A 17,793-nucleotide genomic window follows, 5' to 3' on the forward strand; every position below is an offset into this window, starting at 1 on the left:
TTATTTGGGCACAGCCCTAAAAGTTCATTTAAAATTAAAAAGATTTTTGTTGTTATTCGTTGTCATGCAGCGCTTGTCGAAGCATACACCGGAAGTTAGTTTAGCATCTAAACAAGCAAGGCCGTATTTAATTAAATAGCCACTTGCCTGTTGCTATCTTCAACAGAACGTAAACTATTACAAAAATGGCAAACAAAGTAGAAGTAAAAGAATTACTTGACGCAGGTGTACATTTTGGTCACCTTACAAGACGATGGAATCCAAATATGGCTCCTTACATATATATGGAGCGTAACGGGATTCACATCATCAACCTATACAAAAGTGCTGCTAAAATGCAGGAAGCCGGTGAGGCTTTGGCAAAAATCGCAGCCAGTGGTAGAAAAATACTTTTCGTAGCTACCAAAAAACAAGCAAAAGAAATTGTAGCTGAACAAGCTGAGAAAGCAAACATGCCTTACATCACAGAAAGATGGCCGGGTGGTATGCTTACCAACTTTGTAACTATTCGTAAAGCTGTTAAGAAAATGGCTTCTATCGATAGAATGAAAAAGGATGGTACGTTTAACACGCTTTCTAAAAAAGAACGTCTACAGGTAGATCGTCTTAGAGCTAAGTTAGAGAAAAACTTAGGTTCTATTTCAGACATGTCAAGACTTCCCGCAGCCTTGTTTATCGTAGATATTACACGTGAACACATTGCAGTTAAAGAAGCTCAAAAATTAAACATTCCAATATTCGCGATGGTGGATACCAATTCAGATCCACGTGAAGTAGATTATTTGATCCCTTCTAACGACGATGCTTCAAAATCTATCAGCAAGGTTATTTCTTATGTTGCAGATTCTATTGTTGAAGGCTTATCAGATAGAAAGACGAGCAAAGATTCTAAGAAGAAGGACGAAAAAGATGACGCCGCTCCTAAAGTAGCAAAATCTGAAAAAGCTCCAAAAGCAAAAGCAGAGAAAGCTGAAGTTCCTTCTACAGATCCTGAAGACAAAAAGGCAATGCAGGAAGCTCAACAAGACGTAAAGCTTCAATCTAAGCAACAAACTTTAGATAAAGCTTCAGACGATAACGGAGAAGAAGAATAAAATAACAGTTTGGTAAATTTTATAAGTCGTTTAGTTCATTTCTTTACAAATAGACTAAACGACTTGTTAATTCTAAATAAAAAATAATACTATGGCTAAGATATCCGCCGCAGAAGTAAACAAACTAAGAAAAGCTACCGGTGCAGGAATGATGGACTGCAAGAAAGCTTTGGTAGAAGTTGATGGTGATTTTGACAAAGCAATCGAAGTGCTTCGTAAAAAAGGTCAAAAAGTTGCTGCAAAGAGAGCAGACAGAGAATCCAGTGAAGGTGCAGCAATTGCAAAAGTAAATAACGACAGTACTAAAGGTGCCGTTATTTCCCTTAACTGTGAAACAGATTTCGTTGCCAAAAACGAAGATTTTGTAGCTCTGGCACAAAGTCTTGCAGAGCTTGCTCTTGATTACAATACCAAAGAGGAACTCTTGGCTGCAGATTATAAAGGAATCACTGTTCAGGATAAACTTACTGAGCAAACCGGTGTTATAGGTGAAAAGATCGAAATTGGTGCATTCAAAACGCTTCAGGCTCCTTTTGTAGGTTCTTACATTCACGCAGGTAATAAAATCGCTGTTCTTACAGGTCTTTCTGCAAACGTAGACGGTGCAGATGAAGCTGCTAAAAACGTTTCTATGCAAGCTGCTGCAATGAATCCCGTTGCTTTAAATGAAGACGGAGTAGATCAAACTACTATTGATAAAGAAATTGAAATTGCAAAAGATCAATTGCGCCAGGAAGGAAAACCTGAAGAAATGCTTGATAAAATCGCAAAAGGAAAAATTCAGCGTTTCTTTAAAGACAACACTTTAGTGAACCAGGATTACATTAAAGGCAACAAAGAAAGTGTTGCAGACTATGTAAAATCTGTAGATTCTCAATTAGAAGTTGTTGCTTTTGAAAGAGTTGCTCTTGGTGAGTAATTTCTTCTGAAGAAAATATATTTAAACCGCTTTCTTATTAAGGAAGCGGTTTTTTATTTTTAAGCTGAAGACACTTTTACTAAAATTATACCGACTACTATAAGTCGATAATTGCCATTTCTGACTATCGCCCTTTTTCTGCTGAAAACTTCAAATTTCATATTTCTATGTCTGATCAAATCTTCAAATTCAAAGAATTTTCTGTAGCACAGGATAAAGCTGCGATGAAAATAGGCACAGACGGCGTTTTACTGGGCGCATGGACGCCTTTAGATCATAATCCGGAGTCAATCCTTGATATTGGTACAGGAACAGGGCTAATTGCCTTAATAATGGCGCAAAGATCAGGCGCTTTTGCCATTGACGCCATTGAAATTGAAGAAAATGCGTACGAACAGGCAGTCGAAAACTTCGAAAATAGTAATTGGGGCGACAGACTTTTCTGTTATCATGCAGATTTAAATGAGTTTGCTGAAGAAATGCAGGATGAGGAAAAATACGACCTCATTATTTCCAATCCGCCTTTTTATGCCGCTCCCCTTTCTTCAGAAGTAGCCGAAAATGAGCAAAAAATGCCAAAGGCAAGGAAATTGGCACGTTTCACAGATTCCCTGCCGTTTGAACATTTGGTGCACGGCGCCTCCGTTTTACTTTCCCAAAAAGGCATCTTCAGTGTAATAATTCCATATGCCGAAGAAGAAAATTTTATTGAACTTGCTTCTGCAGTTCATCTTTTTCCGAAGAAAATAACCCGGGTAAGAGGAACTAAAGACAGTGCTTTAAAAAGATCTTTACTGGCATTTTCTTTTCGGAAAACTGCGGTACAAACAGATGAATTGATCATCGAAATTTCCCGGCACAATTATACTGAAGATTATAAAAAGCTGGTTTCTCCTTTTTACCTGAAGTTATAACGGCTAAGAAAGGATTATAATTTCCGTTCATTACAAGGATTTGATCTATATGCCGAAAATTGCCATTTCCGGCTGTCCGTTAAAAGATTGCTTGCTCCAAAAGTCCTAAGTATCTTTGAGCAAATTTCAGCAAAATGAGAGAAGATCTTTTCGAGGCTCCGGATTATTATCTCCTAGACGAGCTGCTCACAGAAGAACATAAGATGGTCCGCAAGGCTGCGAGGGACTTTGTAAAGAAGGAAATTTCTCCAATTATTGAAGAAGCTGCGCAGGGATGTAAATTTCCGAAACAGCTTTTAAAAGGATTGGGCGAAATTGGAGCTTTTGGTTGTTTTCTTCCCGAAAAATATGGCGGCGGCGGCGTAGATCAGATTTCGTACGGCCTTATCATGCAGGAACTGGAACGTGGCGACAGCGGAATTCGCTCTACAGCATCAGTTCAAACTTCGCTGGTGATGGATCCTATCTACACCTACGGAACAGAGGAGCAACGAAAAAAATTTCTTCCGAAACTTGCCACCGGTGAGATGATGGGCAGTTTTGGGTTAACTGAACCCGATCACGGTTCAAACCCAGCCGGAATGCTCACAAACTTTAAAGATAAAGGCGATCATTATTTACTTAATGGATCGAAAATGTGGATTTCTAATGCTCCATTTGCAAATATCGCTATTGTATGGGCAAAGGATGAAAACAAAAGAATCCACGGACTTATTGTAGAACGTGGAATGAACGGATTTTCTACTCCCGAAACACACAATAAATGGTCACTACGTGCCAGCGCCACCGGAGAGTTAGTATTTAACAACGTCAAAATTCCGAAGGGAAACCTGCTACCCAACAAAAGCGGACTTGGAGCACCTTTAGGCTGCCTCGATTCAGCAAGATTTGGGATTGCCTGGGGTGCAATTGGCGCGGCCATGGACTGCTATGATACGGCACTTCAATATTCAAAAGAACGTCTTCAATTTGATAAACCAATAGCAGCAAAACAGCTTCAACAGAAAAAACTGGCCGAAATGGTTACAGAAATCACCAAAGCACAATTATTGTCCTGGAGACTGGGAACGCTCAAAAACGAAGGGAAAGCAACTTCCGCACAAATCTCTATGGCCAAAAGAAACAATGTAGAAATGGCGCTGAAAATAGCGAGGGAAGCCCGCCAAATCCTTGGGGCAAACGGCATAAGCGGCTCATACAGTATCATGCGGCACATGATGAACCTGGAAAGTGTAATTACCTATGAAGGAACGCACGATATTCATCTTCTAATTACAGGAATGGATATCACAGGGCATTCAGCTTTTTAAATTTAGTAAAAAAATTAAAAGAGGAAATGAGTTAAAAGGTGATGCAGTGAAGATTAAAAAGTTTTGTCACCTCGAGCCTTTGGAAATGCTTGTCATAGCAGCTGAAAAGCTTTAAAAAAGAATAGGTTATTTAGGACGTAAATAAGCAGAACTTTATTAAAAAGTTCATTATTCTAAATCGAAGCAAGGGCAGCGTTTACAACGTTTGCCTTTTTTATAGTTCTCACAGCATTTTTTCTTCAGGGCCTTAGGCTTCTTTGCTACTACCCCATCAATTTTTAAATACTCCTTAGACTTTTTAGAGTAAAAAATAATGACATTTAATATTGTTGTAAGACGAGTATTCATATTTTAAAGTTATCACAAAAAAGACAATTTGCGGTTAAAGGTATTTTAAAGTAACCATATATTTTAAAATTTGCTTCTCAGCTGTTACTTTTGCAAAAACTAAGATTTTATGATAGAGAAGATAAATAACAGCCTAAAACCAAAAACAGAACAGCTTTTAAATCATTCTTTATATAAAAAAGTTAATTCTCCACAGCAGCTTCGGGTTTTTATGGAACACCATGTATTTGCAGTATGGGATTTTATGTCGCTGCTTACTGCGCTACAGGAAAAACTTACCAAAACCACGCAACCATGGTTTCCTGTAGGTGACCCAGAGATAAGATATTTAATTAATGAAATTGTACTTGCTGAAGATACCGATGTAAATCTGGAAGGAAAACATCAAAGCCACTTTGAAATGTACCTCGAAGCAATGGCCTCTGCCGGTGCAGATACAAAAAAGATAGAAGATTTTCTTCTCCAGGTTAACCACGGTACAGATATCTTTCTAATTATAGCAGCCAGTAAAGTACCGCTAAGTATAAAGCAGTTTCTTAAAAATACTTTTGATGTAATTTCTGAAGGAAAACCGCACAACATTGCTGCTGCTTTTACCTTTGGAAGAGAAGGCCTTATCCCCGCAATGTTTTCTTCAATTATTGAAAATGTTCAAAGAAATTTTCCTGAAAATGACCTAAGGCTGTTCAAGTATTATTTTGACAGGCATATTGAACTTGATGGTGACGAACATGGTCCCATGGCTTTTAAAATGATAGAAAAGCTCTGCGGAAATGATGCTGAAAAGTGGCAGGAAGCTCAACAAACCGCTGAAAATGCACTTTCCAGCCGAATTGAACTTTGGAATGGAATAGAAGAAGTCATTTCAGAAAAAACAGATTCTGAAAACCTTCAAAGAGTTTAATAATACAGGCTTTTGAGGTGTGTGCCTTAAAATGGCAATTTTCGTCCTAATATTCTTGACCTCACAGAAAATAAATTAGACCTCACAGGTTTTAAAAATCTGTGAGGTCTGGTGTTTAAAGGGCTTAATAATTGGCAAATTCCCGATTAAACTTTTAAAATTTCTTCTAAGTTGACTCGGGAGCTAATTTAACCTCCAGCCCGTCCAGTTCTTCTGTAATTGGGATCTGACAGCTTAAACGGCTATTGGACTCCACAAAAAATGCCTGATCCAACATATCTTCCTCTTCTATACTTTGCTCCGGCAGCATATGCTCCAGGTTAAGAACATAGCACTGGCAGGATGCGCACATAGCCATTCCACCACAAATTCCAATCGTACCCTCCGGCGCCAATTCGTAAGAGCGAACTACTTCCATAAGGTTCATATTCATATCTGTGGGAGCATCTACCAAATGTGCTTCGCCTTCACGGTCGATAATTGTGATTTTTATATCAGACATATTTTAAGTAAAAAAGATCTTTTATTCGTTTAAAATGATAAGCTGAAACAACTGCTTTCTAAAAAAGCAGACAATTTCAGCCCATTTGATTATAATGATTCTTTAAAATGCTTCACATCCTTCTGAATGTTCTTTTTTTCTTCATAAGAAGTCACAGGTAACATTTGGATTGTAATTCCTCCTTGTTTCTTATGAAAAAATTCCACTTCCAGAAAAAATTAAGGTTCTACATTAATCACCCGTTCAATTTGCGGCACATATTTTTTAATGGTCATTTCCACGCCAGATTTAAGCGTCATAGTGTTTACAGAACAACCCACGCACGCGCCTTCCAGTTGTACCCTTACCAGACGATCATCTTCAATAGAAATTAACGAAATATCGCCTCCGTCACTTTCCAGGAAAGGACGAATCTCTGCCAAGGCCTTTTCTACATTTATTTTAACTTCTTCGCTCGTCATCTATTTCTTTTTAACTGCACTACATCCTGCCATTGTGGTGATCTTAATAGCTTCGGTTGCCGGCAGATTTTCGTTCCTTTTCACAGTTTCTTCAACCATGTTTCTCGTAATCTCTTTAAATGCATTTTCCAGCGGAGTATCTTCCTGCAAGGCAGCAGGACGACCTACATCTCCAGATTCCCTAAGACTCTGCACTAATGGAACCTCTCCTAAAAACCGAACCTTTAGATCTTCAGCAAGGTTTTTTGCTCCCTCTCTCCCAAAGATATAATATTTATTGTCAGGCAGTTCTTCCGGAGTGAAATATGCCATATTTTCTACTATTCCCAGGACTGGAACGTTGATGCTCTCCTGCTGAAACATTGCCACTCCCCGCTTAGCATCTGCCAGAGCCATATTTTGCGGCGTACTTACCACAACAGCCCCAGTAATAGGCAACGACTGCATTATGGAAAGATGAATATCACCGGTTCCCGGTGGTAGATCTACTAATAGAAAATCCAGTTCTCCCCACGCGGCGTCAAAAATCATCTGGTTAAGTGCTTTGGCAGCCATAGGCCCTCTCCATACCACAGCCTGGTTTGGCTGCGTAAAAAACCCTATAGATAATATTTTAATTCCATAGTTTTCTATGGGTTTCATTTTCGATTTACCATCTACATTAACAGACAAAGGTCTTTCGGTTTCTACATCGAACATCATTGGCGTAGACGGGCCATAAATATCGGCATCAAGAATACCAACCTTAAACCCCATTTTGGACAAAGTAACCGCAAGATTCGCAGTCACTGTAGATTTTCCTACTCCGCCTTTTCCAGAGGCGACAGCTATAATATTTTTAATTCCGGGGATAGGCTTCCCTTTTATCTCCGGTTTTTTCTTCTCCTGGGCTTCAACTTTAATATTCACCTTCACTTTGGCTTTTTGATAAACCTTCTCGTGAATAGCTTTTAAAATATCAACTTCAGCCCGCTTTTTTATGTGAAGCGCAGGAGTTGCAAGAACTAAATCTACAACCACCTCATCACCAAAGATCATAATGTTTTGCACTGCACCGGCATCTACCATATTTTTACCTTCTCCGGCTACTGAAATAGTCTCCAGTGCTTCTAAAATATCTTTTTTATTCAATACCACGATATTTCCGTTTTTCGGCAGAAAAAAGTTCAAGTTCCTCATGCTTCCGGGAAATTGAAAATTTCTGAAATTATTTGATCTAACAGCTCTTATATAGATCGATTCTAAGCGCAAATATAGGTCGAAAAGCTAAGAAAACGAAGCATTTGACTAGAATTGATTGTTCAGTTTAAAGCGTGCTGTACCAAATGGAAAAGAAACTATTCCAGTTCTTTCAGCTCTTTTACAGGATCCCAAAAATGTCTTTCAAAATCCTGAATTTTTAAATCTTTTACAGTTACTCCTTCATCCTTTAAAAGTTGCTCCATTGCATGCGTTCCGCTAAAGTGGCTTTTTCCGGTTAGGAGTCCGTTTCTATTTACCACGCGGTGTGCGGGAACATCTGGTTTTTCTTTAGACGCATTCATAGCCCAACCTACCATCCTGGCACTTTGAGGTGAACCTAAATATCTTGCAATTGCACCATAGGAAGTTACACGGCCATGTGGAATTTTGGCAGCTACATGATAAACTTTTTCGAAAAACCCGGAGTCCCTGCTCATGTATTGTATATTCTAAACAACGTGATCACGATTAAAACCAGCATAAGAAGCGCCATAAAATAGTTGGAAAACTGGGAGAAAGATTCTGTTTTGCCTTCAATCTTATTAAAAAATACCACGTAAAGGTAAAGACTGGTGAATGTACCAAGGGTGGCTGCCAGCGTAAAACAAAGTATTTTTAGCCATGGGTAAAATTCCTCAACACCTACATTTAATGCTCCCGCAATTGCAACAAAATAAGGAATAGGAAAAACGTTTAGAACAGCAATAAGCATCCCTTTAAAAATGCTATTGGATTTAGCTGTTTCAGATTTATGCTCAATCCCTTCTTCACGTTTAGCTTTTACAAAAAAATAGATTCCGAGGATAATAAAAATCACCAATCCGGCCCTTAGTAAAATATTCTGAACAAAAGGATTGGAAAAAATATAATTTGCCAGAAGTACGGCTACAAATGCCTGAAGAAAAACCACAAAAGAAGCACCCATTGCAACGTACATTCCGCTTTTTTTCCCTCGCTCCACGCAGGTTTTTGCAACAGTCATATTTACCAGACCAGGAGGAATAACCCCTAGAAGAGCGGCAAAGTATGTGATGAGAAAAAGTTTTGCTACTTCCAAGCTTATTTTATCTTAAACTGAATGTATGTGATTGGTTTTCCTTTCTCAAGGTACTGTTTTTCATAGAAAGTCTGGATTTCCCGTACTTCCTTTGGAGAATATTCATTTTTATAAATGTCGTGATGTGCGTAAATAACCTCATGACCTTCGCCATGCAAGAGCCCAAGGGTGTAGCCGTGCATAAACTCACTGTCGGTTTTCAGGTTTACAAGTCCGTCATCTTTTAAAATCTGCTTATACTTCTGAAGAAATTCAGAATTTGTAAGACGATGTTTCGTCCTTTTATATTTTATCTGGGGATCTGGAAAGGTTATCCAGATTTCACTTACTTCATTTTTACCAAAAACATGAGTAATAAGCTCTATCTGCGTGCGCAGAAAAGCAACATTTTGCAGATTCTCCTCCAAAGCGGTTTTTGCTCCCCGCCAAAAACGCGCGCCTTTAATGTCTATTCCTATAAAATTGGCATCGGGATTTTGTTGCGCAAGACCAACGCTGTATTCACCCTTTCCGCAACCTAATTCCAGTATTATAGGTTTATCATTTTTAAAAAATTCATTCCACCTTCCTTTCCATTTAAAATCGTCATTAGTAAGTTCTTCTCTTGAAGGCTGAATAACATTCGAAAATTCTTCGTTTTGCCTGAAACGTTTAAGCTTATTTTTACTTCCCACGTGTTTATTTAATATTTTGGTAAAATTAAAGAAAATAGACCACAGCCCGATAAGATTATATTTGGAAATGCGAAAGAAACGAATTTTAGTCGCACCATTAAACTGGGGGTTGGGCCATGCCTCTCGCTGTATCCCAATTATCAAAGGGCTTGAGGAGGAAAATTTTGAGCCTGTTTTAGCTTCAGATGGAAATGCACTATCACTTCTTCAAAAGGAATTTCCGCATCTAAAGTCCTTTGAACTTCCTTCCTATAAAATTGAATATGCCAAAAACGGGAGCAATTTTAAATTGAAGATGATGTGGGACAGCCCCAAAATCTTAAAAGCCATTAAAGCTGAAAAAAAGATCACAAAGAAGCTGGTAGAAGAACTTAACCTGGATGGTATCATTTCAGATAATAGATTTGGGGTAAGGTACAAACACCTGAAATGTGTATTTATCACCCACCAATTAAATGTTTTAAGCGGAACCACTACCTATTTCAGTAGCAAAATCCACCAAAAGTATATAAAGAAGTACGATGAGTGCTGGATTCCCGATGCTAAAGGAAGAAAAAACCTCAGCGGCATCCTTGGCCACCTTAATAAGATAAATGAGAATATAAAATACATTGGTCCTCTAAGCAGATTCGAGAAAAAGGACCTGCCAAAGGTTTATGATTATCTTATTTTGCTTTCCGGACCTGAACCGCAACGAACGATACTGGAAGAATTACTACTAAAAGAATTTGCAGAAAGTAAAGCGAAAATTTTACTAATAAGGGGTGTTATTGAAGAAAAAGATCAACCCTCTAAAATGGCAAATATCGACATTGAGAATTACAGGTATGGAAAAGATTTGGAAGAAGCGGTTAATTCTTCTAAAATGGTTATTTGCAGATCGGGCTATACATCTATTTTAGACCTGGCAAAATTGGAGAAAAAAGCCTTTTTCATTCCCACACCCGGTCAATTTGAACAGGAATACCTCGCAGAAAGACTCATGAATCTGGGAATAGCTCCATCGTGTAGCCAGAGCGACTTTAAACTTGAAAAGCTGCAGGAAAGCAAAAATTTTAAAGGACTAAAGGATATCGGATTTGCTGACAGTTTCAGGGAGTTCTTCGCTCTTTTCTAGAGTAAAGGAAAATTCGCTTCCCACGCCGAAAACACTTTCTACGTATATCTTTTCCTCGTGGGCTTCAATAATATGCTTTACAATAGCTAATCCAAGACCTGAGCCTCCTTCTTTACGGGAACCGCTTTTATCCACCCGATAGAAACGCTCAAATAACCGCGGAATATTTGCTTTAGCAATACCTTCCCCATTATCGGTCACTCTCACTATAACTTTATTTTTTATAAGGTTTTCTATTGTAATTTCTGTAGTTCCGTCCTTCTTTCCGTATTTAATAGAATTAACCACAAGATTTGTAAGAACCTGCTGGATTCGCTCCCTGTCTCCGTAAACATAGATTGACTTTCGATAGTCGGTATCAAAAGTAAGGGTGATATTTTTTTTTGCTGCTTTCATTTCCAGCAGGTCAAAAGTATTCTGAACAAGTTCCACAATATTAAAATCCTCCATTTGCAAGTGCAGATCCCCTACTTCCAGCTTGCTAATCATATCGAGATCCTTGACAATATATATTAGCCTTTCCACACCTTTACTGGCCCGATTAAGGTATTTCTTCCTTACAGCTTTATCTTTCATCGCCCCATCAAGTAAAGTAAGAATATACCCCTGAACGGTAAAAAGAGGAGTCTTTAACTCATGGGAAACATTACCCATAAATTCTTTTCTATAGCCTTCCCTTATTTTAAGGGCTTCAATTTCGAGCTTCTTGGTTTCAGCAAATTTTTCTACCTCCCTGGTAAGGGTTACCATATCTGTGGTTACCTGGCTGGGCCGCAGCGTAGTGGAGTCTAGTAATGATACGTTGTCGTAAATCTTTTTTATACGCCGATAAATAAAGTATTCTACCCGCTGCTGAATGATAACGAATGAGAAAATATACGTTACAAATAAAAAGACAAGAAAAGGCATCCACAGCAAAACGTCCATATAATACAAAAAACCAGCCAGTAGAAACCCTACAAAAATAGTTATGTAGAGCGATGTCTTTATTGCAAATTTATATGAGCGTCTAAATTTATTTGCCATTAAACTACAAACTTATATCCTACCCCTTTTACGGTTTTAAAACTATCATCACCAATTTTTTCCCTAAGCTTCCTTATGTGTACATCTATGGTTCGACCGCCGACAACGACGTCATTCCCCCATATTTTATCCATAATGTCTTCCCGTTTAAAAACTTTTCCCGGTTTGGAAGCCAGAAGAGACAACAATTCAAATTCTTTACGGGGCAGGAGCATTTCCTCATTGTTCTTTATGACCTTATACTCCTCTCTATTTATTGTAAGATCACCAATTTTTACAATACTTGCATTAGAAGTATCGTCCTTAAACCTTCTTAACAGCGCCTTTACTTTACTGGTAAGTACTTTTGGTTTAATGGGCTTTGTGATATAATCATCAGCACCCGCGTCAAACCCCGCCATTTGGGAGTAATCTTCACCGCGGGCAGTAAGAAAGGCAATAATAGTATCTTCAAGTTCCGGAATTTTTCTAATTTTTTCGCACGCTTCAATACCATCCATTCCCGGCATCATCACATCCAGGATGATAAGCTGCGGATTTTTTTTCTTCGCAAGTTTCACACCATCAGCACCATTATCTGCCGTAATAACTTTATATCCTTCAGAAGAAAGATTATAGCTTACTATTTCCAGGATATCCGGTTCATCGTCTACCAAAAGGATACAAATGTCTTTTTTCTTCATGTTTATAATAGTTAAAAATTCAAGGTAAAAGTAAATATAAATTTCATTTGAGGATTTGATTGATTGATTGGTAACCTTTAACTAACATTAATATCACAAAGGATTAATGTGAGGTTAACTCTTTGTTTACATGACTACCCTTTATTTGCGCCAGAGAATTAAACACACAAATGAAACATTTTTTAGCATCTTTTACAGTATTATTTTTAACAACACTGCCAATGCTGGCCCAGCAAGAAAACACGGGCTCTATTGTAGGGAAATTGTCCGATAAGGAAATGAACGGAGAACCCTTACCCTTTGCAAATGTAATAATTAAAGGTACATCAAAAGGTACCACCACAGATTTTGACGGCCTTTATGTACTAAAAGGTCTTGAACCCGGAACATATACCGTGGAATTTAGTTTTGTAGGATATGAAACCCTGGAAGTTCCTAACGTAGAGGTTGTGTCCGGAAAAGTTACCGAGGTAAATACGGGATTAGGTGCCAGCGCCGCTGCACTTGATGAAGTGATTATTTCTACAGTTTCCAGAAGAGATTCTGAAGTTGCCCTTTTACTGGAACAAAAAGGTGCCATGGAAATTAAAGAAAGTATAGGGGCACAAGAACTGGCAAAATTAGGGGTTTCTGATGTTGCCACAGCTACCACTAAAATTTCGGGAGTTACCACGAGTGAGGCTTCAGGCGATTTATTTGTAAGAGGTTTAGGGGATCGTTATTTATATACCACTTTAAATAATCTTCCTATTCCTTCAGATGATGTGGAGCGTAAGAATATTGATCTTGGCCTGTTTCCAACACGTGTGGTACAGAGTGTAAGCATTAGCAAAACATATTCTGCACAAAATTCTGCTGATCAGGCTTCAGGAACGGTTAATATTGACTCAAGGGAACTGAGGGGAACACAGGAACTGGATTTTGGTATGCGCTTTGGAGCAAATACAAATGCCATTGGAGAATATAATAATTTTAAGGTTTCTCCAAACCAGGAAGATGTTTATTTTGGTTTTTATGACCAAGCTATCCCTACAGAATATTCCATTAACAACCAGAGCTGGGATCCTCAAACCGATGCTTTCCCGGTAAACCAGAGATATGCTTTAACTGCCGGAAAGAAATTTGGGAAAAACCTGAAAGTTCTTCTTACCGGATCACAATCTACCAATTTTGAATATCGTAGCGGATTATTTAGAGAGTATCGTAATAACAACCTATACGATTATTTCTCTGATACCGAAAATTTCCAGAAAACTGTAAATACCACAGGACTTCTAGATGTAGGCTATGAAATAAATGAAGATCACCGCATTAAAATAACCAGTCTCTTTATAAATAAACTTACAGATGAAGTTTATGAAGCTGGTCGGAATGCAGAGGGGGTAATATTTGAGGAAACTGCTCCGGCCGAAAACCTCAACCAATTTGTACGTGATCAAAACATCAAACAAACAAGGCTATGGGTAAATCAGCTTCATGGAGACCACAACCTTTCAGAAATGAATACGCTGGAATGGGCTGTTGGATACAACATGGTAAAAGCCGATGAACCTAATCGTATCCGTAACGAATTAAATATAAATGATGAAGGTTTCGTTCAGTTTGGAAGAATGGGTGGCTATCAGCAACGAAAATCTACTCAGGAAATCAATGATAATGAATTTAACGCCCTACTTACTGATCAAATTAATTTCATTAAAAGCGACACCACAGATAACAATGTTTATCTCCAGTTTGGTGGAAATTACAGAAACAAAGAAAGAGATTTTTATTCCAGGTTTTTTGGTGTTGAAGAAAACGGACTTAACAGAGTTAATCCTTCCTCTATTGATAATCTTACCGACGCTTTATCTACAGAAAATTTCAGAAACGACAACCTGACTCTTAATAGGTTAAACCCAGATCTTTATGAGGCTACTTTAGAATCCTATTCTGGATTTGCAGCTTTTAATTATGGGTTTGGTAAGTGGAACTTTAACGTGGGTGCAAGGTATCAAAAGGATAATCTTGATGTGGTTTTTGACGTAAACAACTATCCGGCCAACCGTCCAAATTATTCATTCCAGAGCTACGATAACATTTACCCGAGTTTTAATATCAAATTTTCGCCAAATGAGAATTCTAACCTTAGATTGGCTGCAAGTAAAACCATAACCCTTCCGGAATTCAAGGAAATAGCTCCTTTTGAATATGTTTCTCAGACGGGACAAATCACCAGAGGTAATCCAGAATTAGATGCTTCCAATAACCTTAACCTGGATCTTAAATATGAATTATTTCCTAAATCTGGCCAGCTAATTTCCCTTACAGGTTTCTACAAGAAAATTGAAGATCCAATAAACAGGGTGCAGGATCGGGGTGCTGCAGGGGTTTTCTCTTACTTTAATGCCGGAAAGGAAGCAAATATCTACGGCCTGGAACTGGAAACTAAAGTTAATGTTATCAATAACGAAGAACCGGAAGGATTTGATTTTGATGTAGCTTTTAATGTTTCCAGAACATGGCACGTACAGGATCTTAAAAATGTCTACAACAACGAAGGAAATTTTATACGAACCTTCCAGTATAACAATAAGACTGAAATTGGTCTTCAAGGTGCTTCTGACTGGATTTTTAATGGCTCCCTTAATTTTTCTACCGAATCTGAGAACCCTTTTAGAGCTTCTTTTGTAGGATATTATGCTTCAGATAAAATTTTCGCACTTGGATCACCTGAAGTACAAACACAAACTGAAGTTTTCTATAACGACGAAATTATTGAAAAAGGTTTTGTTGTTCTGGACGCTGTATTTAGCCAAAATTTGGGAGAACACTGGGATATCCAGTTCCGTGGACAAAACCTTCTGAATCCCGAAATCGAAAGGGTACAGGATGTAAGACCAAGTTCTACAGGAATTGAATCCACCCAAACCGTAAGGTCATACACCCGCGGTGCAGTATTAAGTCTTGGTGTAAACTATTCTTTTTAACTCAACATATAAACCACTAACAATCTGAACCTTAAAATTTAAAAAAATGAAAAAATTAATTAATCACTTTTTATTAGTTCTTGCAGTAGTTCTGGGCCTCGTAGCCACGGGATGTAGCAACGATGACAATTCTATTGAACCCATCGACGATGATGGAGGAAATCCAGGAGGGCCTGAAGGTACAACACTAAATGGATCTCTTGAAGAAGACCGTACCCTTGACGCGAGTGAAACTTACTCTCTTACCGGAATTCTTTCCGTAGAGGCAGGAGCAACGTTGACTATTCCTGCAGGAACAAAAATCGTAGCTGATGCCGACCTTGATGACAGCGACGAAACTAACGTTTACATCGTGGTACAAAAAGGAGGAATGATAGATATACAGGGAACAGCTTCTGCTCCTGTGGTAATGTCTTCTGCAAACGGCCAATCAGGTAGCTGGGGAGGTCTTATTATAGCAGGAAATGCTGAAACTACCGCAGGTACAGATGCAACTGCTGAAGTTGGAGGTATCATCTACGGAGGTACAGAATCTGATGACGATTCTGGATCTATTAGCTATCTTTTACTTTCTGATGCCGGAGCGCAGATAAATGCAGAATCTCAGTTTAACGGACTTTCACTTTACGGAGTTGGTTCAGAAACTACTATCCAAAACATTGCTATCACTAATGGAGCTGATGACGGGGTTGAATTTTTTGGAGGATCTGTTTCTGCATCAAATATTTATTTGGAAAATAACGAAGATGATGCTGTAGACTGGACCGAAGGTTGGGATGGTACTTTAACTGACGTATATGTACTTAATAACGATCCTAATTTCTCTACGGCTATTGAAGCTGACGGAGTAAATAGCAATCCAACCATTAATAATTTTACTGCTGTTTCTACTGCAGGTGGAACTGCCCTACAATTTAAAGCACAATCTGGAGCTACTATTACGGGACTTTCCCTTTCTGGCTATGATACAGCTGTAGATATCCCTGAAGCCGGAAGAACAGATCTTTCAGGTATTCAGTTAAATGGTGCTGATGCTGATGTAGATATGGATTATACTGAAGTTCCAACTGTTGAAGTCAGTAGTTTTGACTGGGTTACCAACCGTGGGCAGGTATCAGTTTTACCAGGTACGATTTCTTCAGATTATTCTCTTGATGCAAATTCAGATTATGTAATCAACGGAATAGTATCAGTAGAAGAAGGAGCTACTCTTACAATTCCTGCAGGAACAAATATTACTGCGAGAACAGATGAGGATGAAGATGGAACAAGCGTTTACATTGTAGTTCAAAAAGGAGGAATAATTGATGTGCAGGGAACTGAAGAGAACCCAGTGGTTATGACTTCTACTTCAGGTCAACCAGGAAGCTGGGGAGGATTGGTAATTGCCGGTAATGCTGAAACAACTGCCGGTACCAATGCAACTGCTGAGGTTGGAGGTATTATCTATGGAGGTGATGATCCTGAAGATAATTCCGGTTCTATAACTTACCTTATTCTTTCTGACGCCGGAGCGCAGATAAATGCAGAATCTCAGTACAATGGAATTTCTCTTTATGCAGTAGGTTCAGAAACCACTATAGAAAATGTTGCTATTCTTAACGGAGCTGATGATGGAATTGAATTCTTTGGAGGATCGGTTTCTGCATCCAATCTTTACCTGGAAAACAACCAGGATGATGCTGTAGACTGGACTGAAGGTTGGAACGGCGGCGTAAGCAATGTCTATGTATCGAATACAGATGCAAATTTTTCCACTGCTATAGAAGCCGATGGTGTGAATGGTAACCCAACAATCGAAAACTTCACTGCTGTATCTACAGTAGGAGGAACTGCTTTACAATTCAAAGCACAATCTGGAGCTATTATCACCGGACTTTCTCTTTCTGGATATGATACTGATGTTGATATTACTGAAGATGGAAGAACAGATCTTTCCGGGATCCAAATAGAAGGCGCAGACGCTGATACAGAAGCTGCTTACGATGCAGATGCTACAGTTGATGCAGCAATGTTTGACTGGACGGAAGGAAATTTATCATATTTGAATTAGCCTGAAAATATAATCATCTGCCTTCAAATTAAAAAGGCCGCCGAAGTGGCGGCCTTTTTCTGTTAAATTTATTAACCATATTAGCGTATTTTTATGGCAGGATTTTTGAAAATTAATTCGTAGTTTTGTAATAATCAGCCAGAAAGAATGAAGCAAAAATACTTTTTCAGTTTCATATTTGTTTGTTTTTTGTCTTTTGCCACTCCAGTTGTGGCTCAGGACACTACAAGCACGGGGAATAGGACCGAGATTCCTATTTCAGGATTATCAATTTATCCTAATCCTGTTACTGGCGGTAAGGTTTATATTAGCACGACCAGAAATCTTGAAAAACAAATTGAAATTTATAATGTGCTTGGGAAACCAGTTCAAAGGACAAGGATACGAGGGAAAGAATTAGATGTCTCCACCTTAAGCCCCGGGATTTATATCCTGAAAATTGAAGAACAAAACAGCAAAGCAACAAGAAAGCTCGTTATTAAATAATATTACAATAATATTTTAAGTACCTGAAAGCTTC

The 17,793-nt window shown here is 38.5% G+C and carries 17 protein-coding genes; 9 read left to right on the forward strand and 8 right to left on the reverse strand.

All coding sequences use genetic code 11. From position 1 onward, the window contains the following. Positions 1 to 185: 185 nt before the first annotated feature. The 5 genes from rpsB (at position 186) to RM541_RS02225 (ending at position 5,489) form a co-directional block, all read left to right on the forward strand. Positions 186 to 1,094, forward strand: coding sequence for a 30S ribosomal protein S2 (gene rpsB / locus RM541_RS02205; protein ID WP_311498588.1), 909 nt, complete (start codon positions 186 to 188; stop codon positions 1,092 to 1,094). A gap of 91 nt (positions 1,095 to 1,185) precedes the next feature. After that, complete coding sequence (tsf, locus tag RM541_RS02210) at positions 1,186 to 2,013, forward strand: translation elongation factor Ts (RefSeq protein WP_311498589.1); 828 nt, start codon at positions 1,186 to 1,188, stop codon at positions 2,011 to 2,013. Positions 2,014 to 2,180: 167 nt separating this feature from the next. Further along, a complete protein-coding gene (locus RM541_RS02215) occupies positions 2,181 to 2,927 on the forward strand; it encodes a tRNA1(Val) (adenine(37)-N6)-methyltransferase (protein WP_311498590.1) in 747 nt (248 codons plus the stop codon). Positions 2,928 to 3,061: 134 nt separating this feature from the next. Beyond that, positions 3,062 to 4,237 (forward strand): acyl-CoA dehydrogenase family protein, encoded by a 1,176-nt coding sequence (locus RM541_RS02220; protein WP_311498591.1) that lies wholly within the window; start codon positions 3,062 to 3,064, stop codon positions 4,235 to 4,237. A gap of 457 nt (positions 4,238 to 4,694) precedes the next feature. Beyond that, positions 4,695 to 5,489 carry a DUF3050 domain-containing protein gene (locus tag RM541_RS02225; RefSeq protein WP_311498592.1) on the forward strand — a complete coding sequence of 265 codons (795 nt, stop codon included), beginning with the start codon at positions 4,695 to 4,697 and terminating at the stop codon, positions 5,487 to 5,489. 166 nt (positions 5,490 to 5,655) lie between these two features. On the opposite strand, the gene RM541_RS02230 is transcribed toward RM541_RS02225, so the two are convergent. From RM541_RS02230 to trmB, 6 genes are all read right to left on the reverse strand, one after another. Continuing rightward, the gene (locus RM541_RS02230; protein WP_311498593.1) at positions 5,656 to 5,991 is read right to left on the reverse strand and encodes a 2Fe-2S iron-sulfur cluster-binding protein; all 336 of its coding nucleotides are present in this window, start codon (positions 5,989 to 5,991) and stop codon (positions 5,656 to 5,658) included. A 218-nt stretch (positions 5,992 to 6,209) separates the two neighbouring features. After that, positions 6,210 to 6,452: a NifU family protein gene (locus RM541_RS02235; protein WP_311498594.1), complete on the reverse strand. Its 243-nt coding sequence runs from the start codon at positions 6,450 to 6,452 to the stop codon at positions 6,210 to 6,212. Beyond that, positions 6,453 to 7,589 carry an Mrp/NBP35 family ATP-binding protein gene (locus RM541_RS02240; RefSeq protein ID WP_311498655.1) on the reverse strand — a complete coding sequence of 379 codons (1,137 nt, stop codon included), beginning with the start codon at positions 7,587 to 7,589 and terminating at the stop codon, positions 6,453 to 6,455. It lies immediately after the preceding gene. Positions 7,590 to 7,789: 200 nt separating this feature from the next. After that, entirely contained in the window at positions 7,790 to 8,131 is a 342-nt protein-coding gene (locus tag RM541_RS02245; RefSeq protein ID WP_311498595.1) for an MGMT family protein, read from the reverse strand. After that, positions 8,128 to 8,751: a LysE family translocator gene (locus RM541_RS02250; RefSeq protein ID WP_311498596.1), complete on the reverse strand. Its 624-nt coding sequence runs from the start codon at positions 8,749 to 8,751 to the stop codon at positions 8,128 to 8,130. Before RM541_RS02250 ends, RM541_RS02245 begins: the two co-directional genes overlap by 4 nt. A gap of 2 nt (positions 8,752 to 8,753) precedes the next feature. Continuing rightward, complete coding sequence (gene trmB, locus RM541_RS02255) at positions 8,754 to 9,425, reverse strand: tRNA (guanosine(46)-N7)-methyltransferase TrmB (protein WP_311498597.1); 672 nt, start codon at positions 9,423 to 9,425, stop codon at positions 8,754 to 8,756. 67 nt (positions 9,426 to 9,492) lie between these two features. Between trmB and RM541_RS02260 the strand changes: the two genes are divergently transcribed. Continuing rightward, positions 9,493 to 10,542: a glycosyltransferase gene (locus RM541_RS02260; protein ID WP_311498598.1), complete on the forward strand. Its 1,050-nt coding sequence runs from the start codon at positions 9,493 to 9,495 to the stop codon at positions 10,540 to 10,542. On the opposite strand, the gene RM541_RS02265 is transcribed toward RM541_RS02260, so the two are convergent. Both RM541_RS02265 and RM541_RS02270 read right to left on the reverse strand, forming a co-directional pair. Then, positions 10,489 to 11,568, reverse strand: a complete 1,080-nt coding sequence (locus RM541_RS02265; RefSeq protein ID WP_311498599.1) for a sensor histidine kinase — start codon at positions 11,566 to 11,568, stop codon at positions 10,489 to 10,491. The genes RM541_RS02260 and RM541_RS02265 overlap by 54 nt on opposite strands. Next, positions 11,568 to 12,251 (reverse strand): response regulator transcription factor, encoded by a 684-nt coding sequence (locus RM541_RS02270; RefSeq protein ID WP_311498600.1) that lies wholly within the window; start codon positions 12,249 to 12,251, stop codon positions 11,568 to 11,570. Before RM541_RS02270 ends, RM541_RS02265 begins: the two co-directional genes overlap by 1 nt. A 170-nt stretch (positions 12,252 to 12,421) precedes the next feature. On the opposite strand from RM541_RS02270, the gene RM541_RS02275 reads away from it, so the two are divergent. From RM541_RS02275 to RM541_RS02285, 3 genes are all read left to right on the forward strand, one after another. Continuing rightward, entirely contained in the window at positions 12,422 to 15,220 is a 2,799-nt protein-coding gene (locus RM541_RS02275) for a TonB-dependent receptor (protein ID WP_311498601.1), read from the forward strand. A gap of 46 nt (positions 15,221 to 15,266) precedes the next feature. Next, positions 15,267 to 17,273, forward strand: coding sequence for a hypothetical protein (locus RM541_RS02280; RefSeq protein ID WP_311498602.1), 2,007 nt, complete (start codon positions 15,267 to 15,269; stop codon positions 17,271 to 17,273). Positions 17,274 to 17,420: 147 nt separating this feature from the next. Beyond that, a complete protein-coding gene (locus RM541_RS02285) occupies positions 17,421 to 17,759 on the forward strand; it encodes a T9SS type A sorting domain-containing protein (RefSeq protein WP_311498603.1) in 339 nt (112 codons plus the stop codon). Positions 17,760 to 17,793: the final 34 nt, after the last annotated feature.

Source organism: Autumnicola psychrophila, from assembly GCF_031846645.1.
GTDB lineage: Bacteria > Bacteroidota > Bacteroidia > Flavobacteriales > Flavobacteriaceae > Autumnicola > Autumnicola psychrophila.